At 58.1% G+C, this 23,822-nt stretch carries 16 protein-coding genes; 7 read left to right on the top strand and 9 right to left on the bottom strand.

The window, feature by feature from the left end; all coding sequences use genetic code 11:
• The first annotated feature begins 44 nt into the window (after window positions 1–44).
• Together HDF08_RS02245 and HDF08_RS02250 are read left to right on the top strand one after the other, a co-directional pair.
• Window positions 45–1,346, top strand: coding sequence for an efflux RND transporter periplasmic adaptor subunit (locus tag HDF08_RS02245; protein ID WP_257030841.1), 1,302 nt, complete (start codon window positions 45–47; stop codon window positions 1,344–1,346).
• A complete protein-coding gene (locus HDF08_RS02250) occupies window positions 1,343–2,782 on the top strand; it encodes an efflux transporter outer membrane subunit (RefSeq protein ID WP_179636858.1) in 1,440 nt (479 codons plus the stop codon). The genes HDF08_RS02245 and HDF08_RS02250 overlap by 4 nt, the downstream gene beginning before the upstream one ends.
• Window positions 2,783–2,845: 63 nt before the next feature.
• On the opposite strand, the gene HDF08_RS02255 is transcribed toward HDF08_RS02250, so the two are convergent.
• Window positions 2,846–3,880 carry a glycosyl hydrolase family 18 protein gene (locus HDF08_RS02255; protein WP_179636860.1) on the bottom strand — a complete coding sequence of 345 codons (1,035 nt, stop codon included), beginning with the start codon at window positions 3,878–3,880 and terminating at the stop codon, window positions 2,846–2,848.
• A 46-nt stretch (window positions 3,881–3,926) separates the two neighbouring features.
• Complete coding sequence (locus HDF08_RS02260; RefSeq protein ID WP_179636862.1) at window positions 3,927–6,275, bottom strand: GH92 family glycosyl hydrolase; 2,349 nt, start codon at window positions 6,273–6,275, stop codon at window positions 3,927–3,929.
• Window positions 6,276–6,520: 245 nt separating this feature from the next.
• Between HDF08_RS02260 and HDF08_RS02265 the strand changes: the two genes are divergently transcribed.
• On the top strand, window positions 6,521–7,969 hold the full coding sequence (locus tag HDF08_RS02265) for a glycoside hydrolase family 125 protein (RefSeq protein WP_179636863.1): 1,449 nt from the start codon (window positions 6,521–6,523) through the stop codon (window positions 7,967–7,969).
• Between the two features lie 52 nt (window positions 7,970–8,021).
• Here HDF08_RS02265 and argE read toward each other — a convergent pair whose 3' ends face one another.
• The 5 genes from argE to hutH are packed head-to-tail and all read right to left on the bottom strand — an operon-like array spanning window position 8,022 to window position 14,974.
• Window positions 8,022–9,158 carry an acetylornithine deacetylase gene (gene argE, locus HDF08_RS02270; RefSeq protein WP_179636865.1) on the bottom strand — a complete coding sequence of 379 codons (1,137 nt, stop codon included), beginning with the start codon at window positions 9,156–9,158 and terminating at the stop codon, window positions 8,022–8,024.
• On the bottom strand, window positions 9,155–10,543 hold the full coding sequence (locus HDF08_RS02275) for a formimidoylglutamate deiminase (RefSeq protein WP_179636867.1): 1,389 nt from the start codon (window positions 10,541–10,543) through the stop codon (window positions 9,155–9,157). The genes argE and HDF08_RS02275 overlap by 4 nt, the downstream gene beginning before the upstream one ends.
• The gene (gene hutI / locus HDF08_RS02280) at window positions 10,540–11,763 is read right to left on the bottom strand and encodes an imidazolonepropionase (RefSeq protein WP_179636869.1); all 1,224 of its coding nucleotides are present in this window, start codon (window positions 11,761–11,763) and stop codon (window positions 10,540–10,542) included. Before hutI ends, HDF08_RS02275 begins: the two co-directional genes overlap by 4 nt.
• On the bottom strand, window positions 11,760–13,454 hold the full coding sequence (gene hutU, locus HDF08_RS02285; protein WP_179636871.1) for a urocanate hydratase: 1,695 nt from the start codon (window positions 13,452–13,454) through the stop codon (window positions 11,760–11,762). Before hutU ends, hutI begins: the two co-directional genes overlap by 4 nt.
• On the bottom strand, window positions 13,451–14,974 hold the full coding sequence (hutH, locus tag HDF08_RS02290; RefSeq protein ID WP_306459657.1) for a histidine ammonia-lyase: 1,524 nt from the start codon (window positions 14,972–14,974) through the stop codon (window positions 13,451–13,453). The genes hutU and hutH overlap by 4 nt, the downstream gene beginning before the upstream one ends.
• A gap of 195 nt (window positions 14,975–15,169) precedes the next feature.
• Between hutH and HDF08_RS02295 the strand changes: the two genes are divergently transcribed.
• Window positions 15,170–15,655: an Lrp/AsnC family transcriptional regulator gene (locus HDF08_RS02295; protein WP_179636873.1), complete on the top strand. Its 486-nt coding sequence runs from the start codon at window positions 15,170–15,172 to the stop codon at window positions 15,653–15,655.
• Window positions 15,656–15,692: 37 nt separating this feature from the next.
• Here the strand turns inward: HDF08_RS02295 and HDF08_RS02300 are convergent, their stop codons facing one another.
• Window positions 15,693–17,138, bottom strand: a complete 1,446-nt coding sequence (locus tag HDF08_RS02300) for a M20/M25/M40 family metallo-hydrolase (RefSeq protein WP_179636875.1) — start codon at window positions 17,136–17,138, stop codon at window positions 15,693–15,695.
• 244 nt (window positions 17,139–17,382) lie between these two features.
• Between HDF08_RS02300 and HDF08_RS02305 the strand changes: the two genes are divergently transcribed.
• From HDF08_RS02305 to HDF08_RS02315, 3 genes are read left to right on the top strand one after another with little or no spacing between them, the layout of a single operon-like run.
• Window positions 17,383–18,774 (top strand): multicopper oxidase family protein, encoded by a 1,392-nt coding sequence (locus tag HDF08_RS02305; RefSeq protein WP_179636877.1) that lies wholly within the window; start codon window positions 17,383–17,385, stop codon window positions 18,772–18,774.
• A gap of 11 nt (window positions 18,775–18,785) precedes the next feature.
• Window positions 18,786–21,242, top strand: coding sequence for a c-type cytochrome (locus HDF08_RS02310; RefSeq protein WP_373563106.1), 2,457 nt, complete (start codon window positions 18,786–18,788; stop codon window positions 21,240–21,242).
• A 47-nt stretch (window positions 21,243–21,289) separates the two neighbouring features.
• Window positions 21,290–22,537, top strand: coding sequence for a nucleoside permease (locus HDF08_RS02315; RefSeq protein WP_179638738.1), 1,248 nt, complete (start codon window positions 21,290–21,292; stop codon window positions 22,535–22,537).
• A 267-nt stretch (window positions 22,538–22,804) separates the two neighbouring features.
• Here the strand turns inward: HDF08_RS02315 and HDF08_RS02320 are convergent, their stop codons facing one another.
• Complete coding sequence (locus HDF08_RS02320; RefSeq protein ID WP_179636881.1) at window positions 22,805–23,770, bottom strand: sugar phosphate isomerase/epimerase family protein; 966 nt, start codon at window positions 23,768–23,770, stop codon at window positions 22,805–22,807.
• Window positions 23,771–23,822 lie beyond the last annotated feature (52 nt).

Consider the following 23,822-nt stretch of genomic DNA (forward strand, 5'->3'; position numbering starts at 1 on the left):
TCGTTCAACCTATGGAACGCCGCGCCCGCAGCGCATTTGGAGAGATGGCAATGAATCCCGACGAGCAGAAGATAAAACCAAATCAAGACCCAGGCAAAACGAAAGAGCAGCCAGCTAAGCACGACGTTGCGCAGACAAAGCCTGAACCGCCGAAGGTTTCGCGCCGATCCTTGCTGTCTATTGTCGTGATCGCGCTGATAGTAGCTGCGGTTGTGGCAGCTGTCGGTATCATCTCGCGCAAACATGCAAGTGCGGAACTGACGAAGTACACCGAGAATACCTCTGCCCCGCCCGTAACGTTGGAGCAACCGGTCATGCAGCAGAATGCTCGAGAGGTTGTGCTTCCGGGCAACATTCAGGCCTTTGCCTTGGCGCCGATCTATGCGCGGACAACCGGCTATGTCAAAGCCTGGTATCACGACATTGGAGCACCGGTACGCAAGGGCGAACTACTTGCCGTGATCGAAACGCCTGAACTCGATCAACAACTCGCCTCCGCGAAGGCAGACCTCGCAACAGCAAAGAGCAACGCCGGTATCGCGAAGGTTACGGCGGATCGTTACAACGACCTGATAGGCCGCAACGCCGTCTCGCAACAAGACACCGACAACGCAGTGCAGGCGCTGGAAGCAAGGAGTACGCAGGTAGCCTCGTCTCAAGCGAATGTACAGCGGTTGGAGGAGTTGGTCTCCTTCGAACGTATCGTCGCGCCCTTCGATGGTGTGATCACAGCCCGCAACATCGATATAGGACAGCTCATCTCAGCTACCGGCAGCACTACCACCGCCGGAGCCGGAACGATCTCGGGAAACAAGGAGATCTTTGACATATCCGCCGTTCGCACTCTCCGCGTGTTTATCAACGTGCCGCAGATCTATTCACCCGACGCCAAGAACGGAACGATCGCAAAGTTGACTCTGCCGCAGTACCCAGGCCGCACCTTTCAAGGCAAGCTTGTTCGTTCGTCGGACTCGGTCGATCCTGCAACGCGAACCCTACTCGCAGAGGTAGACGTAGACAATCGCTCCGGTGAACTCCTTCCAGGTAGCTACACTGAGGTACACCTGAGTGTGTCGAGCGACGCACCGGCCCTCATAGTGCCGGTGAGTGCGCTGATTTTGGAACCGGACGGCTTGCGCGTCGCGACGGTGGATACCAATCATCGTGTTCACATGACAAGGGTAACGCCAGGCCGCGACTACGGTACGACTGTCGAAATTCTAGCCGGCCTCAAGCCGGGAGAACCCATCGTCGGCAACCCGCCCGACTCAATACTCGACGGAGAGGAAGTCCGCGTTATCAATAACAGCAATAATCAAGCACAGGCGCCAGAGGGGAAGCGATGAAGGCCCGCGTCTTATCGCTCACAGGAGCACTGCTCGGCACCATATTGCTGAACGGATGCAAAGTCGGACCAAACTATAAGGCTCCAGCCATGCCGGCCCCTCCCGCTTACACGGACGACGGCCACAACGGTGATTGGTCCTCTGCCAAGCCAGCTGATGGAGTAGATCGAGGAACGTGGTGGGCCGTCTATCAGGATAATGAACTCAACAATCTTGAGCAGCGATGCGCGACCGCTAACCAGAACATTGCCGCAGCTCTCCAGGCGTACGATCAGGCCCACGATCTCGTTCGCGAAAATCGTTCCTCGCTTTACCCAACTGTATCGCTGGGCGCCGGCGCATCCCGCAATCGCATCTCAAACAACGCTCCTTTGAGACCGGTCAACACGGCCGCGAGCTACTGGGACTTCCTCATTCCGCTAAATATCTCCTGGGAGCCCGATCTGTGGGGCGGCATCCGCAGGCAGATTGAGTCGAGCGCAGCCAATGCACAGGCCACATCCGCGGATCTAGCCAACACTCAGCTCAGTCTCCAGGGACTACTCGCTGTCACCTTCTTTCAGATCCGAGGACTGGACCTTCAGCTACAACTTCTGCGATCGACGATCGATGCCTATGCCGAAGCCCTTCAACTTACAGAGGACCGCCTGACAGGTGGACTAAGTTCGGATAGTGACGTCCAACAGGCGAAGGCGCAGTTGGAAGAAACTCGAGCTCAGCTAATAGATATTGGAGTCCAGCGCGAACAGTTCGAACACGCAATCGCGGTTCTTACAGGAGAACCCGCAACAAGCTTTCACATCGCAGAACATCCGATGATCGGCGATCCGCCTGCTATCCCCACCGGTGTCCCGTCGGAGTTGCTGGAACGGCGCCCGGACATTGCGGCCGCAGAACGTCGTGTTGCCTCAGCGAATGCTCTAATCGGCGTTGCCAAGTCCGCCTACTATCCCACCATCTTTCTTGGTGCAGGTGGCGGCGTGCAAAGCAGTACGATCAGCAATCTTTTTAACTCAACCAGCACGCAATGGAACGCTGGTCCCTCGGCCAATGAGATTCTTTTCGACGCTGGTCGTAGAAGAGCACAGATGGACTTGGCAATTGCGCAACGAGAGCAGGCCACAGCTCTCTATCGTGAGCAGGTGCTTTCGGCGTTTCGCGATGTAGAAGACCAGCTGTCCGCCCTACGAGTGTTGGAACAAGAAGCATCGGTCCAGGCCAGAGCCGTAGATGCAGCAAAAAAGAGCACGGAACTCTCCACACTTCGCTACAAGCGCGGTCTCGCTCCCTACCTGGAAGTGCTGGCGAATCAGACAATCGAACTGACAGATGAGAGAGCTGCTGCCTCTTTAGTCTCTCGGAGAATTGTCGCAAGCACTCAGTTGCAGATGGCGCTTGGAGGCGGTTGGAACTCCGCTCAACTCCCCGCCAACTAGGGCGATTTACTCATCAAAGAGGGCGTCGGTTCACATGTATGTTGAGCCGACACCGATCCTCCGCTATCGCCGCTCTGGCAAAACACTCCAGATAGCCTCATCTTCCTGCCCGAGCACCCACGCACAAATCCCCTGCAGGTGTTGTTCCTTGGCAAGGTCGTAGCGATCGGCAAATCCCCGCTTCTCGGTATAAAAGATCCACTCGCGCATCTGATCCCGATAGAAGAAAAAATAAGCGCTGTGATCCTGTGAGTCCCACTGCTCATGGCCGTCGTAGGTATCACGCAGAGTCTGTACGTCAGCGGCGCTAATGTAATCTGCCGTAATGTTCGGCTTCTGTTCCTTGTCGTTGAGCCCTGGATCGCCGGCGTACCAGTGGTATCCATAGAGTGCAACTCCGAGCGATAGCTTCTCCCTTGGCACGACCTTCAGCGCATAATCCAAATTCTCATTCATCCACACCCATCCCCCGACAGGCCCAGGCGTAGTCCATCGCGTGTGCTGATCGTAAGTCATCAGGCAGATCAGGTCAACCGACTCACTAAGCGCCTTCAGATCGAACACGCCACGCCAATCCGCGAAGATCCACTTGCTGAAGGCGCTGTGGCCTGGGTGTCCCGGCGCGTTAGGAACAACCGCGATCTGCAACTGCAGGTGTTCTCGGTGCATAGCATCGGCGATGCGCTTCACCGTAGCCGAGAGAGCATCTCGATCGGTCCACGAGATATTCTCAAAGTCGAGCTGAAAGCCGTCATAACCATTCTGCTTGCACTCAGAGATCAGCGAACCAATCAACGCCGTCTGCGCCTGATCGCTGGCAAGCAACGAATGCACACCGGTCTTGTCAAAGATAGCGATAATGGGGAACAGGGAGATATGTCTCTGTTTCACCACGCGCATCACGCTCGGATCCGGCTCCCCGTACACCAGTCCGTTCGAATCAACGCCATACCAGGTCGGAACGATGATATCGATCTTGGTCTGATGCTCCATGAAATCGCGAACAGAATCTGGATGATCAGTCATATAAAACAGCGTCTTCGTTTGCGCGAAGACTGTTGGCACGACAAAGAAAAGGCAGAGCAGAAGCTTCGTCATCAAGACCTTTCACATAGCTGAAAGCAAATTCGATAAGTCGTGCGTTCTAGGTGTTCTCAAGAGTCAACGAAGGCGGAACGTCCGTCGGCTGAGACCCAAACTCGAGATTCGGTTTGTCACCCATCTCGAAGACGATGCGCGCGCCATTCACAATATCCCGATGGTTGAACCAGGACTTCGTGTGCGGCTTTCCATTGAAGGTGACCGACTGAATATATTGATCGCTCGCCAAGTGGCGATGCGCAATAATCTCAAGCTGCTTGCCGTTGCCCAGTTGAACGTTGACCTGATCGAACAAAGGTGTCCCAAAGATGTAGTTGCCGCTCACAGGGTCGACAGAATAAAAACCCAGCGAACTCAGGATGTACCACGACGACATCTGGCCAACGTCTTCGTTACCTTGCAATCCATCCGGGAGCGGAGCGTACATCTTCTCCATCAGCATACGTACACGCGCCTGAGTCTTGTGCGGTTGGCCTGCGTAGGCATAAAGATAGGCGATATGATGTGACGGTTCGTTGCCATGCGCGTATTGACCCACCAGTCCGGCGATATCTGGAGGAGCGTCGGCAGGCAGCGTCGAAGGCTGATCGAACAACTGATCGAGCTTCTCGAGAAATTGCTTCTGTCCACCAAGAATCTCAATCAATCCCGCAGCATCGTGCTGGATCCCAAACGTAGTCTGCCAAGAGTTCGACTCAGTAAAGTCGCGCCACTTCTTGGAGGTGCCCATCTCAATCGGATCAAACGGCGCAGCCCACTCCCCGTTCGCCAGCTTGGGTCGCGCAAAGTTCATGGAGCGATCGTAGTAGTTGCGATAGTTGCGCGATCGCTCCACCAGCATCGTTGCATCGTCCGAGTGCCCAAGCTTCTTCGCCACGTGTGCGATTGACCAGTCGTCATAGCAGTATTCAAACGTCTTGCTGACCGACTCTTCTTCGAGGTCGCAAGGAATATAGCCCTTCGAGCGGTAATATCCGAGACCGCGATAATCATCCACCATGGCGCGCTTCATCATCACCTTGTAAGCGCGTTCGTAGTCCACGCCTGCAATGCCCTTATTGCATGTTTCTGCTATCACGGCAGCCGAGTGATATCCGGTCATCGTCCCGGTCTCGCAACCTTGCAGCGGCCACACCGGCATTCCTGCGGGGCTCTCCTCCGCCATGCGAATCAGCGCGTTCGCAAAGTCCGGCACGCGATCCGCCGACATCAGCGTGTACAGAGGATGCGTAGCTCGATAGGTATCCCACAGCGAAAACGCAGTGTAGTTTCGCTGCCCGTCACGAAGGTTGTGAATCTGCTTATCCATCCCTCGATAGCGACCGTCGACATCGTCGAAGAGCGAAGGCCCAACAGAGGCGTGGTACAGCGCAGCATAAAAGATTCGCTGATGCGTCTCATTCTCAGTCTTGATCTTGATGCGCGAGAGCTGCTGATTCCACTTCTCCCGTGCGCTGCGGCGTACTTTTTCAAAGTCCCATCCCGGCAGCTCAATCTTCAGGTTGTTCGCGGCAGACTCCGCGCTGACTCCCGAGATTCCGGTCTTCACCAGAATCACCGGATCCTTCGCAGTATCAAAGAACAAAATGCACTTCAAGGACTTGCCGGTCAACTGCTGCGTTCCCGCCGGAGCCTCCGTACCCTCCTGATAAAAGACAACCCGAGTCGGCTCCTGCGAGAACTTCATCGTGAAGTAGATCTGTCGTCCGTCGCCCCACGCCTTGGTGGTACGTCCTCCCGCGAATGTGTCGGATGCGGTACGTTCGAGGGAAGCTGTGACCACCGAAGACTGCCCGTTGGTTGCGTAGCTATGATCAAGGTCGACGATGATATGACCCGACTTCGGAGCATCCTTACCCGTGGGGAAGCTGTATCGATGCAGCCCGGTGCGCTCGGTCGCCGTCAGCTCCGCGCGAACTCCATAGTCCTTCAGAAGAACAGAATAGTAACCCGGTTCGGCATGTTCGTCTGCGTGGTCAAATCGCGAGCGGTAACCCGCATCCGGATTGCTGCGCGGACCAGGAACAATCTTCGACTCGCCGGTACCGGGCATCACCAGAAAGTCGAGCATATCGCCGCAGCCCGTGCCGCTCAAGTGAGTATGGCTGAAGCCCATAATCGACGTGTCGGAGATGTGATAGCCCGAACACCAATCCCACTGATCGTTGAAGGTGTCAGGACTGAGCTGGACCGCACCAAAAGGCACCGTAGCTCCAGGAAACGTATGTCCATGTCCGCCGGTGCCAATCCTTATATCCACCAGCGATGCGGCGTCGAAGGTAGCATCAGTCTTTGTGGACGGGTGGATCACTTTGCCAAAGGCGCTGGTCTCAGTCGCACCCACCGCACACACAGCCGAGACGCCGCCAAGAAATTTTCTTCTGGAAATCACTGATGCTCCATAGATACTGAGTCGGAATGTTGAATCCAAAAAACCAGTGTCGCTCAGACAGCCTCGCGTCTTTCACAAACACTTGCTCTATTGACGTAGACTAAACTGAACAGAGAGATAATTCGATCAAAATATTGACTGATCATCGATCAAAAAGTCATCACTCTGAAGTGTTTTCGAAAAAAGTAGGCTTTCCGTGTCGACGGACCATAGCCGAACCTTCTTATCCGGAGCTTTCACCAAAGATGACGAACGATAAAATCAGCCGCCGAGACATGCTCCGAATGACAGCGGGAGCCACAGCAGCTACTACGCTTCAACCCTCCACCGTCTTTGCAGACGCACCGCCTTCCTCATTTCCCTCCAAACGGCCTGCCGTTCAGGACAGAAAATTTCACAGTGCAGCCGTCGAAGCCTACCTCACGAACACGAGCAGCAAAATCGGCGATCCCGAACTGGCATTGCTCTTTGAAAACTGTTATCCCAACACACTCGACACGACTATCGAATTCGGCACCTTCGAAGGCAAGCCGGATACGGCAATCATCACAGGGGACATCGCCGCAATGTGGCTGCGCGACTCCTCGGCCCAGGTGTGGCCCTATCTCCCGCTGGCTGTGAAGGACGCGCAACTTCGCCTGATGCTCGAGGGCATCATCCGTCGACAGGCCAGATGCATCCTCATCGACCCTTACGCGAATGCCTTCATGGCGAATCTAGACGCGCCGCCGCTCGAGTGGAGCAGAACAGATTCGACCGAGATGAAGCAGGGCGTTGGCGAGCGCAAATGGGAGCTGGACTCGCTCTGCTATCCGATCCGTCTCTCCTACGGATACTGGCGCGCCACCGGAGATTCCTCTCCCTTCGACAAAACTTGGCACGCCGCAATGAAGCTGGTCGTCGAGACCATGCGCGTTCAGCAGCGCAGGCAAGGCCCCGGCCCCTATCACTTCCAACGCACCTCAAAGACGCCGACCGAAACCCTGCCCGGCGACGGATACGGCGCTCCGGTACTGCCCGTTGGCCTCATCGCATCCGGCTTTCGCCCATCGGACGACGCCTGCACCTTCCCATTCCTAGTCCCATCAAATCTCTTCGCCGTCACAACCCTCGGCTATCTCGCGCAGATGGCCAACGAGATCCTCCATGACTCAGCTCTCGCCAATCAGGCGGACGCACTAGCAGGCGAGGTCAAGAAGGCACTCCAACAACATGCCGTGGCGCAGACCGCCGAGGGAACTATCTGGGCGTACGAGGTGGACGGCTACGGCAGCCAACTTCTCATGGACGATGCCAACGTGCCAAGCCTGCTCGCACTTCCTTACATTCACAGCTCACCCGACGCCGCGCTCTACGCCCGCACTCGCAGCTTCGTCTGGAGCGAACGCAATCCATGGTTCTTTCAGGGAAGCGCAGGTGAGGGAATCGGCGGACCACACGAAGGCAAAGACATGATCTGGCCCATGTCCATCACCACCTACGCCCTCACCAGTCAATCGGACAAAGAGATCGCCCACGCCCTTGCCATGCTGAAACACGCCAGCGCCGGATCAGGCTTCATGCACGAGAGCTTCAATCGCAACGACGCCACAAAGTTCACGAGAAGCTGGTTCGCCTGGGCCAACTCGCTCTTTGGCGAACTCGTCGCGAACGTCGCCACGACCCGTCCTGCGTTACTTCAGGTAGCCCGCTAACCCACACGCGGCTCGAGCAACATTCAAAGAAGCAACCAAACAGACGAAGTCTCTAGCCGCAAAGCTGCTTGATCGCCCGCCGCAAAATCACAACGCACTCCTCGAGCTCCGCAATAGGCACACACTCGCGTGGACTATGCGCTGTCAGCATAGATCCTGGTCCAATCACCACTGCTTCAGCGCCCATTCGGGCAAGCCATGGTGCCTCCGTGCCAAAGGCGATAGTCTGGACCTCCGAGTCAGTCTCTTTCAACACAGCCTGAATCACGGCACTATCGATGCGAGTCTCAAACCCGCCTTCCATCCTCAAAACCTCAACCTGTATCTTAAACCCGTCCCGGCTCTCCTCCTCGAAATGACGAACAACCTCAAGCAGCTGCTCAAGAACAACCTCCGGACGCTGCGTAGGAACAGGTCTCCACTCCAACAAAAAAGAGCACTCAGCCGGGACAACATTCTTGGCCGTCCCTCCGCGAATCTCACCAACATTCAACGTCGTCCATGGCGGAGAAAAAGCATCATTCCGGTCCGCCATCAACTCCACTGCCAGATCCTCAATCTCTCGCAGCAACCGCGCCGCAGCAAAGATGGCCGACCTCCCAGCCTCAGGAAAAGCGCTGTGTGCAGCTCGCCCCGTTACCTTGATCGAAGCAAGACAATAGCCCTTCCCAGCGCGCGCAGGAGTAAGCGACGTAGGCTCCCCGACGATCGCGTACCGCGCACGAATCGCGTCAGCCTCAAGAAGAAAACGAGCTCCCCGGCAACCAACCTCTTCATCCGCAGTAAACACTAGGCAAAGCCGCTTCTTCATCCCACCAGCATCCACCGACGCAGCCGTAGCAAGCACGCACGCAAGAAAACCCTTCACATCGCAGGCGCCACAGCCATGCAGCATCCCATCCCGCTCACGCAGCGCCGTTGCGTCCGTCCATTCAGCGGCGAAGGGAACCGTATCCGTATGGCAGATGATAGCAAGCTCCGCCTCAATCCTCCCCTCTCCCATCGGCTGAGGCGAGACAACAAGATTCACCTTCTCCACGCTCGCCTCATCGTCATAGCAAAACAGGCGAGAATGCCACCCAAGCGGTTCAAGAAACCTCTGAATCCACTCCACCACCGGGCGATTGCTCATGCTGGACACACTCGGAATCGCCACCAGCTCCTGCAGCAGTGCCTGTGGACGGATCATAGCTCTGTCCCCAGCCGCGTCTGCACTCTGCGAAAAGCCTCCACGATCTCGTCCTGCAGCGCATGACATCCGCTGTCGACGACGACCTTCCCATCGACGACAACATCCCGGATCGCCCGCGGAGACATGCTGAACACAATATTAGTCAGCAACTCATCAGGCAGACTTCCCGCAATCGAAGCCTCAGAGAGATCGACCGTAAAGAAGTCGGCAGCCTTACCAGCCTCCAGCGCCCCCGCCTCAACATGCAGCGATCGAGCCCCAGCGCGCGTCGCGAAGTCGAATAGCAGAACCGGCAAAGTTTCACCCTGTCGACCATCTAGGACTGCACGTTGCAGGTGTCGCAGACGCAAGTTCGATTCCAGCTCGCGAGCATTTTCCAGCGCATCCGTCTGCGTATGGCTATCCGTCCCGAACGCAATCGAAACCCCCGCATCGATCAAAGCATCTGCATCAAGAATCCCGTCCCCGAGATTTCGCTCCGTCGTAGGACAAGCCCCCACCGTAATCTTTCCGCGTCCCATCCGCTCAATCTCGCCACCCTGCACATGGATCGCATGGATCGCGGTAAAGTCCGGCGTCATCAGCCCAAGCTCATCGAGAAACGCAAAAGGAGTCGTTCCATACTCAGCAACGCAAGCCTCAATCTCCGCAGGCTGTTCTGCAACGTGCATATGCATCGGCAGACCATGCGTCTGCGCCCAGTTCGAAACAGCCTTGAGATAGTCACGCGGAACAGCCCGGACACTATGCGGAGCAAGCCCAAAGCTAACCGTCGAAGACATCGCAGCAATCTCACTCCGCAACGTCTCCGAATCACGCAAAAATCTCTCCACATCCGGCTCGATAAAACGGATCTGCCCAGAGTCCGGAAGAAGCGTGAAGCCCGCCCGAACATAGGCGCACCGAAGCAGAACGATCCGTATCCCAACACTCTCCGCAGCGCGAATCACCTGCGTCGCCAGCAGATTCGGATCGGCATAGGCTTCACCCGCCGGTGTGCGGTGAAGATAGTGAAACTCCCCAACGGTAGTGATGCCCGCAAGCGTCATCTCAAGGAACGCCATGCGGGCAACGTCGTAGATCTCCTCCGGCGTCAGCGCAAGCGCGCAGCGATACATAATGTTCCGCCACGACCAGAAGTCAGGTCCACTCCTGCGCCTCGACTCCGCCTTGCCGCGCAACGCACGTTGAAACGAGTGCGAATGAATATCGATCATTCCCGGCAACAGAGCACGACCTGGCAAACGCCGAACCTCGGAGACGCTGTCCGTCTTAACGGGTCCAATCGAGGAGATCGTTCCGTCCTTCGCGACAACAACTTCATAACCACTCCGAAATCGCCCGTCGACATAAACAAGATCCGGCTGATAAGACACGCTCATGCAGCCTGCTTTCGTCCGGCGACCCAGACCTCACGCACCATATTTTGTCCAAGCGTGTAAGGCAGGTCTCGCCAGTCGGAACTCTCAAGCACAAGCAGATCTGCCTGCATCCCAACCTCAAGCCTCCCAACATTCGAAAGCCCAAGCGCCGCCGCTGCATTCACCGTGCACGCGGTCAGAGCCTCCGGCGCCGTCAGTCCATTCAGTCGCACCGCCAGGCCCATCGCCACTGCCGTAGAGAACAGAGGGCTCGACCCCGGATTCAGGTCAGTGCCGATCGCCACCGCAGCACCAGCATCGATCAGCGCTCGCCCTGGCGCAGCAGTAAGGCCGAGATGAAGACTCACGCCCGGCAGAATCGTTGCAATCGTCTTCGACCTCGCGACCAACCCACACTGCTCGGGCGAACAGACTTCAAGATGATCGACACTCAGAGCTCCGATCTCCACTCCCAACTCCAGACCGCCCACCCGTTGAAATTGTTCCGTATGCATCTTGATACTCAACCCAGCCGCCTGCGCACAAGCGAGCACGATCCTCGCATCTTCAGCGCTCCACGCATGATGCTCAACAAAGATGTCCACCGAAGAAGCGAGACCTCGCCTCGCAACCTCCGGTATCAACTTGTTGCAAATCATCTCACGATAAATTTGTCGCTCGCCAAGCTCTTCAGGACAAATGTGAATCAGCAAAGTAGGGACCAGGCGACTTCGAGTTTGCTCCTGCAGCAAACGAACAGCCTCAAGCATTCGCAACTCCGCTTCGAGCGTGTATCCGTAACCAGACTTCACCTCGATAGTCGTAGCGCCCGAACGCTGTAGTGCCTCGATGCGAGGCAACGCAAGCGCCGCCATCTCCTCACTGCTCTTCTCCGCGGTCTCACGAATCGTATGCCATATCCCGCCGCCCGCTGCGAGAATCTCTTCGTAGGTTGCCCCGTTACTGCGTGCTTCAAAGTCGGCAAGACGATCACCCGCCCACACTGCATGGGTATGTGGATCGACGAGCCCAGGAACGACTGCGCGACCGCCAAGATCAATCACCGACTTAGCAGAGCCACGCCACTCACGCTCCGGTCCAATCCACGAGATTCCGCCCGCATCAACAGCAACTGCCGCCTCTGGAACAACTTGTAGTTGCCCCATCGCTGCCCCACGCTTCGGCCCCTGCCCAAACGAAGTGACCACCTGCGAGATCCCGGTCAAAAGCAACTCGCTCATTTTGCCCCGGTGCCATCTGAACTGACGCTATCTGCACTTTGAATGCCCGGCCTATCGAGGCCACGTTCGGCCGCGATCCTGTGGGCCTTTTCGTACCCCGCATCGGCGTGGCGAATCACGCCCATCGCCGGATCATTGGTGAGGCAAAGCCGCAACCGCTGATCGGCCTCCTCGCTGCCATCCGCCACAGCAACCAGTCCGGCATGCTGACTGTATCCCATGCCCACACCGCCCCCATGATGAAAGCTCATCCACCCAGCCCCGCTGGCGATTCCTGTCGCAAAGTTCAGCAGTGCCCAATCGGAGACAGCGTCCGAACCATCCAGCATAGCCTCGGTCTCGCGGTACGGACTCGCAACCGACCCGGCATCCAGATGATCGCGACCGATGACAATCGGAGCCTTCAGCCGGCCATCCCGCACCATCTGGTTGAACAGAAGGCCGGCCTTATCTCGCTCCCGATAGCCCAGCCAGCATATACGCGCAGGCAGACCCTGATAAGCGACATGCTCTCCGGCCCAAGGAAGCCACTGATTCAACCGCGCATCCTCAGGAAAAAGTTTGAGCAGAGCCGCATCGGTAGCTGCGATGTCAGCCGGATCACCAGAAAGGGCAACCCACCGGAACGGTCCTCGCCCCTCGCAGAAAGAATCACGAATAAACGCAGGCACAAATCCCGGATAGTCGAACGCATCGTTCACACCGGCGATCTTCGCCTGCGCTCGCAGATTGTTGCCGTAGTCAAAACAGATCGCACCCCGGCGCTGCAGCTCCAGAATTGCCTGAACATGCTGTGCAATATCGACGCGCACACGGTCGAGATAACGCTCCGGCTCCCGACTACGCTGCGCCGTCAAATCTTCATCTTCTTTGGCAATCGGCCAGTAGCCATAGAGCGGATCATGCGCACTCGTTTGATCTGTAACAACATCAGGCACAAAACTCAACCGTACGATCTGCGGCAAAATCGCTGCCGCATTTCCCAGCAATCCGATCGAAACCGCGCGGCCCTCCTTGCGTGCCACCGTTGCCCGCGCAATCGCATCTTCCAACGACGTCGCCACCTCATCCAGATACCGCGTAGCAATGCGACGCTGAATACGGCTCTCATCCACCTCAATACAGATACTCACTCCTCCAGCCAGCTTAACCGCCAGCGGCTGCGCGCCTCCCATGCCCCCCAGGCCGGCAGTCACCGTAATCGTTCCCTTCAGCGACCCATTGAAGTACCTTTGCGCCGCTCCGAGAAAAGTCTCGTAGGTCCCCTGAAGAATCCCCTGTGTCCCGATATAGATCCACGAGCCCGCCGTCATCTGTCCGTACATCATCAAACCCGCACGATCCAGCTTGTCGAACTCGTTCCAGTTAGCCCAGTGCGGCACCAGGTTCGAGTTGGCAATTAACACCCGCGGAGCCAGCGGATGCGTCTCCAGTACCGCCACCGCCTTCCCCGACTGCACCAGCATCGTCTCGTGGTTCTTCAGGCGATCGAGCGTCTGAACCAGCGTATGGTAAGCCTCCCAGTTCCGCGCCGCCTTCCCGCGCCCTCCGTAGACGATCAACTCCTCCGGCTTTTCAGCCACCTCCGGATCGAGATTGTTCATCAGCATGCGTTTGGCCGCTTCCTGAATCCAACCCTGCGCTGTGCGTACATTCCCGCGAGGTGCACGAATAGGGGTGTAAGCGCTCATGCGTGGGCGACCTCCTGCGTCTTCAACGTCGACGGCCAGTGGATCTTAGCAAGAAACGCATCCGCTGCAGCCATCATCCCGGATAAAACCCGATCTCCCTCCCAAGAGGGGCAATCAACTCGAAAGGCGTCGCGAGCCGCATCCAGCAACGGAGAAACAGAACGATCGGCGCGAAAATCAAGCGCCCGCGTTGCCGTTAGCCACTCGATCGCCAGCACCATCCGGCAGTGTGTCACCGACTGCATCAGCTTCAGCGCAGCTGTCATCCCCATGCTCACAAAGTCTTCCTGATTCCCACTCGTCGGAATCGAGCACGCAGAGGCCGGCGTAGCCAGCACCCGCATCTCCGCGACCAGCGCAGCTGATGTCACCTGGGCCATCATCAATCCCGACTCGATCCCCGGCCGCGTAGCCAGAAACGCAGGAAGCCCTTCGTTCAAACTCGGATTCATCAGCCTCTCCGTTCGTCGCTCCGAGATTCCCGCCAACTGGCAGAGAGCAATTGCAAGCTGATCCAGCACCAGCGCCAGCGGCGCTCCATGAAAGTTCCCGCCAGAAACAAAGTCATCTTCGAACAGCAGAGGATTATCCGTCGCACTATTCAACTCAATCGCGAAGACCCGTTCCGCCTGACGCAACGAATCCCACACCGCCCCATGGACCTGCGGAACGCAGCGCAGGCAATAAGCATCCTGAACGCTCGTACTAGAACGATGCCGCGTCGATCCCTCAAGCAGATCGCGAAGCGAAGCCGCGCTATGAACCTGTCCTAGATGAGGACGCGCCGCATGAAGCCGTTCATCATAGGCCGCCGCCGTGCCACGCAGCGCCTGCAAGGTCAGCGCCGCTGCAATCTGTGACGACTGAAACAACTCGTCAAGGTCACGTAATTGGAGACATCCGATCGCGAGCATCGCCTGCGTTCCGTTCAGCAGCGAAATCCCTTCCTTCGCCTGAAGCTTCAACGGCTCCAGACCGGATCGCTGCAAGCACTCCGCAGCCGGCCGCCGCTCGCCAGCAAAAAAGGCCTCGCCCTCCCCGATCAACACCAGAGCCATGTGAGCAAGCGGCGCCAGATCCCCGCTCGCGCCAACACTTCCACGCATCGGAACCACCGGTGTAATACCGGAATTCAGCAGGTCGCACAGCCGCTCCGCAACCACCGGCCGAATCCCCGACAAGCCCATCGCAAGAATATTTGCCCTGATCAACATCATCGCCCGAACCACATCCTCGGCCAGCGGCTCGCCCACCCCGCAGCAGTGGGAACGCACCAGGTTCAACTGCATCTGTTCAATCCCATCGGCCTCAAGCCGAACATTCGCCAGCAGTCCCACGCCTGTGTTCAACGCGTAAACCGCAGTCTCACTCTGAAGCGCTTCTTCCACTTTGCCGCGCGAGATCTTCATGCGGCCTAGTGCCGCCGCCGCAATCGAAGCGGACTCGCCACTCCGCGCAACACGAACAACTTCATCAATCGTCAACGATCTTCCATCAAGTTCAACCATAACGATCAGCATAGAGAAGCGCAGTCGAGGAAGCCATGCAAACTAACCGGAAATAAGCTCCTAAATCAGAGCAAACGCCAAAAAAGCAACCAGGAATCCAACGAATCAATCATTCCTAACGCGTATCACACCAGATACCTCTGCGACTCAAAACTAATGAATCGTCCCTTCTGATGTCTAATTGCTAGGAAACATAGGAGCAAACCCATGGCTCAGGATCTGGACCCCATCGACTACAACATCGTCCGCATGCTCGCCGAAGACGCCAGAACCTCCTACGCCGAGCTGGGCCGCAAGGTAGGCCTCTCCCCCTCCGCCGTAGCCGAGCGAATCCATCAGCTCGAGAGCGCCAAAGTCATCCTCGGATACCGCGCCTTGCTCGACGAAAAGGCCTTCGGCTACTCCGTCATGGCTTTCATCCGGCTCACCTGCGACAACACCCACTACCGTCCCTTCCTAAAGTTCCTCCCCACCATCGACGCCGTACAGGAGTGCCATCACATCACCGGCGGAGAAGCCTTCCTCATCAAAGTTCGCCTCGCCTCCATCGATCAACTCGAGCCCCTCATCGAGCGTCTGCTCCCCTACGGAATGCCCACCACCAGCATGGTTCTCTCCACACCCGTCTACCGGCAACAGGAGGCATGGCTGCTCAGGCACGCAGGCCTCCCCGCGCGGCCCAGAAAAAAATAAAGAAGTCTTGCAAAGAAAAAATCCTTCCGTAGCAAGCCTATTGCGAGGTCAGCGCCTTCAGATACAGATACTCAAACTCCACCCCGTTATAGAAATCGACAACGCGAATGCGTTCATCGCGGCCATGCGCACGGACGTCATCCCGATCCACGCCCATGCCCGAGAACCCATAGCTTGGGATACCCGCGTTCATGGTGTACACGCTGTCAGAAGCGCCCGTCTCCATCTCCGCAATCACCGGAATCCCTGGCCACATCGACTTCACAATCGCGTCAAGCGGACGTAACACCACCGGGTCCAGCGGGGGCGGCGCCATCGACTTACGGTCCGACCCCTTTTCGAACACCTCTCCCCCATCAGTGACATACTGCACCTTGAGCGTCGGATCGGCAAAGATCCGAATCAACTCCTGGCGAATCTCCTCCTGCGAATGTCCAGGAAAGATGCGGCAATTGACATTGGCAACCGCACTCCCCGGCAACGCATTCGGCGCATGGCCTGCAGACATCATCGTCGCAACGCAGGTCGTATGCAGCAGCGAGTTGTAGATCGGGTCCTTCGACAACCGCTGCGCCGCCGCTGCATCCGGCACCGGCCCCGATACAGCTTTCAGATCCTCCGCCAGCTGCCCATCTTTCGTCTTCGCGCTACTCGCAAAATAAACTCGCGTTACCTCATTCGTCTCCAAAGGAAAAGTTGTTTTCTCCAGGCGTCCCAGCGCATCCGCAACATGGTAGATCGCATTATCTGGCCGGGGCAGGGAGCTGTGCCCACCAGGGTTCGTCGCCGTCACACGATAGTCCGCATAAAGCTTCTCCGTCGCTTCAATGTCCATGCTGACAGCTCTACCCTTCTCCAACTCAGGTCCCCCTGCATCCGGATTCAGCGCAAACCCGCCATCAATCAGATCGCGATGATTCTTCAGCAGCCAATCCACTCCATTCGACTTCCCACCCTCTTCGTCTGCAGTCAAAGCAACAATGATGTCGCGATCAGGAACAAAACCCTCCCGCCTCATCCGAATAAAACTCTCGACGACAGCAGCATCGCTGTCCTTCATATCCTGCGTTCCACGTCCGTAAAAATAGCCGTCTTTCTCAACAAACTGAAACGGGTCCGTCGTCCAGTCCGACCGCTTCGCCTCGACCACATCGATATGCCCGATGATCAAAACCGGCTTCAACGTTGAGCCAGCGCGTCCTCGATATCGAGCCACCATATTGCCCTTCCTGTCATTCGGCCCCATCACCACCACATCCGACTCCGCAAACCCAGCATCGAGCAGCCGCTTTTTCATCGCATCGGCCGCCACCGTCGTGCTCCCAACCGAGTCCGTCGTATTAGTCTCGATCAGTTGCTGAAAGATCTCACGCGCAAGCGCCTTATCGGCAACCGGCAACTGATTTGGCTGAGCAAAAAGTGCGGAAGTCAAAACAACAGAAATTAGACAAGCGGCAATCGATCTCAAGGAAGCGATCCTCATACGTCAGGTAGAAAAGATGGTCCTATATTCGCACGAACATCGCACGCGGCCCCAGACATTCCATCTTCTACTACAAGGTCCATCTTGCCTGCAGCGCAAAAACATCCAAAAAAAACGCATCGGAAACCCCACCAGCAAATACTTCCAAGGCTCAGCAAATATCAACCTTCTGGACAACGCCGCCACTAAACGCTTATTACTCTAAGACACCACAAGAATCATTCCGATCGCGAAGTGAGTTCTGATGAACCGCAGAAAGTTTCTGGCCGCAACCGGTGCAGCCCTGGCAAACGCCGCCATTCCACACCGCGGTTGGACAGCGCCAGCCGCAGAATCCCACGCCGCCGATCTGCGCCTGCGCATCGAGCCCTGCACTCTGGACATCGGTCGCGGCGTCCAGATCAACACCGTCGCCTACAACGGCCAGGTCCCCGGCCCTCTGCTCCGTTTTAAAAAAGGCAAGCCGGTTACGATCGACGTCACCAACGCCTCGAAAAACCCTGACCTCGTCCACTGGCACGGCCTCACCACCGAGACCCTGAATGACGGCGCTGTAGAAGAAGGCTCTCCGTTGATCGCACCCGGAGCGACCCTGCGCTATCACCTCACGCCAAACCCCTCAGGCACCCGCTGGTACCATACCCATGCCATGGCCATGGGCGATCTCTCCCTCGCAGCCTACACCGGCCAGTTCGGATTTCTCCTCGTTGACGGTGCACCCGACCCAGGCCGTCACGACAAAGAGATCAATCTCGCAATCCATCATTGGGGGCCGCACTTTGTCCCCATGGTCGAAACCATGCGAGCCGAATCGCAGAACATGCCACAGACCACCGGCTCCGACGTTGGCTACGATCACGCCACCATCAATGCGCACATGCTCGGCGCAGGCGAGCCTATCCGCGTCAAGCAAGGAGAGCGCGTTCTCTTCCGCCTCCTCAACGCAAGCGCGACCGAAAATGCAGTGCTCGCTCTCCCCGGCCATACGTTCAAGGTTGTCGCCATGGACGGGAATCCGGTCCCCACTCCATACACCGTCGAAGTGCTCTCCCTCGCCGTCGCAGAACGTGTCGATGTCATCGTCGAGATGAACTCCCCAGGCGTCTGGATCCTCGGTTCAACCCTCAAGGAGAGCCGCGACATCGGATTGGGAGTTGTTGTCGAGTACGCCGGCAAATCGGGCGAACCCGTCTGGCGCGACCCGCAACCTACCGAATGGGACTATACCCGATTCGCCGCCACAGATGCAGTCGCAGAGCCCGAAGAAACCTTCACCCTCACCTTCCGCGACGCCGGCACGCTCAACGGTTCGAAGTTCGACACCTGGACGATCAACGGCGATGCATGGCCCAACGTCAAACCGTTGATGGTCAAGCACGGCAAACGCTATCGCATGCTCTTCCGCAACGCCAGCGGCGATCAGCATCCCATCCACCTCCATCGGCACAGCTTTGAAGTCACTAGGATCGACGACCAGCACCTCAGCGGACTCATTAAAGACACCGTCAACGTCATGCCACTTCAAACCGTAGCCGTAGACTTCCTCGCAGACAACCCAGGCGACGCGCTCCTGCACTGCCATCAGCAGCTCCACATGGACTACGGCTTCATGCAGATCATCAAATACACGGACTAGCCATGGGCCAAGTGAAAAGACTAAGTTCAATCACAGGCAAACTCGCTCCCCTTCTACTCGCAGGCGTCCTCACGTCGACCCTCGGCAGCCGCGAACACACTCTCGCTGCTGCCAGCCCACAAGCAAAGGAGCACGCAGCACCACGCACAGACTGGCCAGTCTACGGCGGCCAGAGCGCAGACGATCACTACTCTGCTCTCCATCAGATCGATCGCACCAACGTCCACAAGCTCAAAGTCGCATGGACCTTCGACACCAGAGAGCCCGGCGGCCTCCAGACTAATCCGCTCATCGTCGGACGCATTCTCTTCGGCTTCACGCCCATGCAAAAGGTCATCGCGCTCGACGCCGCCACAGGAAAAAATCTCTGGACCTTCAGCACAGGAACCCCCGGCCTCCAGCCCACACGTGGGCTCAGCTACTGGACCGACGGAGCCCAAAGCATCCTCTTCGCTGGTCTCCTGACCAACCTCTACGCCATCGATCCCGCCACCGGCAAACTCATCCCCAGCTTTGGCGATGGCGGAAAGATCGACCTCCGCAAAGATCTCAACGAAAAAGACGTCACGCAATCCTTCGCCGCCCTCACCACTCCAGGCCTCATCTACAAAGACATGATCATCGTTGGCTTTCGCGCGCCCGAGACCGAGCCTGCACTGCACGGCGACATCCGCGCCTACGACGTCCACTCCGGCAATCTCCGCTGGATCTTCCACACCATTCCTGTTCCCGGAGAACCCGGCTACGAGACCTGGCCCAAAGACGCATGGAAGGTCACCGGCTCCGCCAACAACTGGACCGGCATGGCCCTCGACGAAACCCGCGGCATCGTCTACGTTCCCACTGGCTCCGCGGTCAACGACTTCTACGGCTTCGACCGCATCGGCGACGACCTCTACGCCAACACCCTTCTCGCGCTCGACGCCAACACCGGCCAACGCCTCTGGCACTTTCAAGGCGTCCATCACGACATCTGGGACCGCGACTTCCCGTCGCCCCCGTCTCTCGTCACCGTCCGCTCCCACGGCAAACAAGTCGACGCCGTAGCCCAAACCACCAAGCAGGGCTACCTCTTCCTCTTCGACCGCACCAACGGTAAGCCGCTCTTTTCGATCGAAGAAAAGCCGTTCCCTGCCTCCACCACCCCCGGCGAAAAAGCCTCCCCCACTCAGCCAATCCCATCCATCCCCGCCCCCTACGCCCGCCAGCTCCTCACCGCCGATATGCTCACCACCCGCACCCCCGAGGCGCACGCCTGGGCAGCCGAGCAGTTCAAATCCTTCATCAGCAACGGCATCTTCGTCCCCTTCACTGTCGACAAGCAAACCGTAGTCTTCCCCGGCTTCGACGGCGGCGCCGAATGGGGCGGTTCAGCCGTCGACATCAAAACCGGCGTCATCTACATCAACGCGAACGACATCGTCTGGACCGGCGGCCTCACCGAAAACAAACCCGGCGGCAGCCTCGGCGCCAACGTCTACCAAAGCCAGTGCTCCATCTGCCACGGAGGCGACCGCAAAGGCAGTCCCCCAGCCTTCCCGTCCCTCATCGACGAGCAAAAGCGCCTCTCCGACGCCCAGGTCACCGAGATCATCCACAACGGCAAAGGCCGCATGCCCTCTTTCCCCAACGTCGAAGCCGCCCGCCTCACCGCCGTCCTCGAGTACCTTAAAACCGGCGACACCGGCAGCCCAGCAACCTCCGCACCAAAATCCGCCAACCGCAACGAGATCGCCGGTGCAAAGATCTACGACAAAAACTGCGCCATCTGCCACGGCGACGACCTCCTCGGCGCACCCTCCAACTATCCCGGCCTCCTGGGCGTCCGCCTTCGCCTCACCGATCAGCAGATCCTCTCCAACATCCACAACGGCAAAGGCCGCATGCCGTCCTTCCACAAGCTCTCCGATGCCGACACCGCCCATCTCCTTCACTTCCTCGGCGACAGTGCCTCCCCCATCATCGAAGCCGCCGTCACCTCCAACAACTCCTCCAAAAAAGAAGTCGAATCCGCCCTGGCCCCACCCGGCGGCTTCGCCAAATATCGCTTCACCGGCTACCGCAAGTTCCTCGACCCCGACGGCTACCCCGCCGTTCAACCCCCTTGGGGCACCCTCAACGCCATCGACCTCAACACCGGCCGCTACCTCTGGAAGATCCCCCTAGGCAACTATCCCGAACTCGCCGCCAACGGCCTCAAGGACACCGGCACCGAAAACTACGGCGGCCCCATCGTCACCGCCAGCGGCATCGTCTTCATCGCCGCCACCAACTTCGACCACACCCTGCGCGCATTCGACAGCCACACCGGCGCGCTCCTCTGGCAAGGCGACCTACCATACGCCGGCAACGCCACCCCCGCCACCTACATGGTCGACGGCCGCCAGTACGTCGTCATCGCCACCAGCAACGCCCGCAACCCCAAAGGCCCGCAGGGAGCAGCCTACGTAGCCTTCGCTCTACCATAGAATCAACCAGGCACCACGCAACAGAAGGGAAATCCACCAACGTGAACATGCAGATCCGTGTACGACTCGGCGCCATGATGTTCCTCGAGTACTTCATCTGGGGAGCCTGGTACGTCACCGTCGGCACCTGGCTCGCCTCCGGGCTCCACTTCACCGGCCAGCAGATCGGCCTCGCCGCCGGCACCACCGCCGTCGGAGCCATGATCGCCCCCTTCTTCGTCGGCCTCATCGCCGACAAGCTCTTCGCCACCCAACGCGTCCTCGCCGCACTCCATCTCCTCGGCGGCATCCTCCTCTTCCTCGCCTCGCAACAAATCGCCTTCAGCGCCATCTACCCGCTCCTCCTGCTCTACTGCCTCTGCTTCATGCCCACCCTCGCCCTCACCAACTCGCTCGCCTTCCGCCAGATGTCCGACCCCAAGTTGGAGTTCGGCCCCATCCGCGTCCTCGGCACCGCCGGTTGGATCGCCGCCGGCCTCCTCGTAGGAACCCTCCGCCTCGAAGCCACCGCACGCCCCCTCCAACTAGCCGCCGCCCTCTCCATCCTGATGGCACTCTACTGCCTCACCCTACCCGACACCCCACCCCTCGCCCGCGAAGGCCGCTTCACCCTCTCCAGCATCTTCCCCCGCGAAGCCATCGCTCTCCTCCGCGAACGCTCCATGGCCGTCTTCGCCATCGCCTCCTTCCTCATCTGCATTCCGCTGCAGTTCTACTACGCCTTCACCAACCTCTTTCTCAACGAATCAGGCGTCCACAACGCCGCAGGCAAGATGACCGGCGGTCAGATGTCCGAGCTCTTCTGCATGCTCCTCATCCCCTGGTTCTTCCGTCGCCTCGGCGTCAAATACATGCTCGTAGCGGGCATGTCCGCCTGGGTGCTCCGCTATCTCCTCTTCGCCTACGGCAACGCCGACAGCAAAGTCTGGATGTTCTGGCTAGGCATCCTCCTCCACGGCATCTGCTACGACTTCTTCTTCGTCACCGGCCAGATCTACATCGACCGCAAAGCCTCCGCAGCGCTCCGTGCAGCAGCGCAGGGCCTCATCACCTTCATCACCTATGGAGCAGGCATGTTCGTAGGCTCCTGGCTCTCAGGAGCTGTCGTAGAACGCTACACCACCGCATCGACAACGGGCGCACCCATACACTCGTGGCAATCGATCTGGCTCGTAGCAGCCGGCGCATCAGCCGCAGTCCTCGTCCTCTTCCTGGTCACGTTCACTGACAAGGAAAGCGCAACAGTTACGGCAAGAGAGAGCGCCGGAGCAATACCAATCGAATCCCCTCTTTAGAGCAACGCCGCAGTAAGAGTCGCTTTCGTTTTTTGTTGTCATTCCCGAAGGGAATCTGCGTTTGTAGTCCATCAGGCAGATAGCCTTCGCGTAAAAGAAATGTCCTGCCGGACGGGCCCACTACGCGTGGCGCGGTCACTTCGTGACTTGCATACCGCTTCGCGAAGGAAGATGATTCCGACCAACGGGAGGACCACGCGAAGCCTTAAAAAGACGTGTGAACGCCCGCTGCCCGCGCAGGGCGCCTGTCCGGCAGGACACTATCTTTTAAGCCCACCAAGCCTCAACCGGAGGCTCCTTCAGCAACACCCGCGAAAGCATCCCAATCGCCGAAGTCAGCCCCTCTTGCGTTGAAGCCAGAGCATCCTCATGCTCAATACTTATCACATAGTCATACCCCACCAGCCGCAGCGCAGAAGCAATCCGCTTCCACTCCAACTCCCCATGCCCCCACCCCACCGAACGAAACAACCACGACCTCTTCGCCATCTCACGATAGCTCTTCGTATCCAGCACGCCATTCACATCGCGCATCGCAGCGTTGATCGCCACATCCTTCGCATGAAAGTGAAAGATCGCCTCCCCCAGCGTAGCAATCGCCGCAGGAATATCGATCCCCTGCCACCACAGATGGCTAGGATCTAAATTGATCCCAACAGAATCACCCACAGCCGCCCGCAGCTTCAGCACAGTCTCCGGGTTATACACACAAAATCCCGGATGAGCCTCCAGCGCCACCTTCACTCCAGCATCCTTCGCAAACTGTGCCGCATCCGTCCAGTAGGGAATCAACCGCTCCTCCCACTGCCAGGCCAGCGCATCTGAAAACTCAGGCGGCCAAGCCGCCGTGATCCAGTTTGGCGTCACATCCGCCGCCGCCCCACCCGGGCATCCAGAAAATGTAACCACCACAGGCACATGAATCTGCTCTGCCAGCCTCACCGTCTTTCGCAGCAGTTCGTCGTCACGTCGTGCAATCTCTTTTTGAGGATGAACCGGATTCCCATGGCACGACAGCGCACTGATCGTCAGCCCCGCATCCTCCAACTTCGACTGATACGCACGCGCCTCCTCTTTACTCGCAAGCAAAGCATCCAGATCGAGATGGCTACTCCCCGGCCACCCGCCCGTCCCAATCTCCAGCGCTTCAATCTGCGGATACTTCTTCAACTCCACCAGCAACGCATCCAGCGTCAACCCATTGAATATCGGCGTAAACAACCCTAACCGCATCGTGCAATCTCCTTGTACTCAGCAAAATCCCACGTCCCACGAAGCCGTCATC

It is taken from the genome of Tunturiibacter empetritectus, assembly GCF_013410875.1.
Taxonomy (GTDB): domain Bacteria; phylum Acidobacteriota; class Terriglobia; order Terriglobales; family Acidobacteriaceae; genus Edaphobacter; species Edaphobacter empetritectus.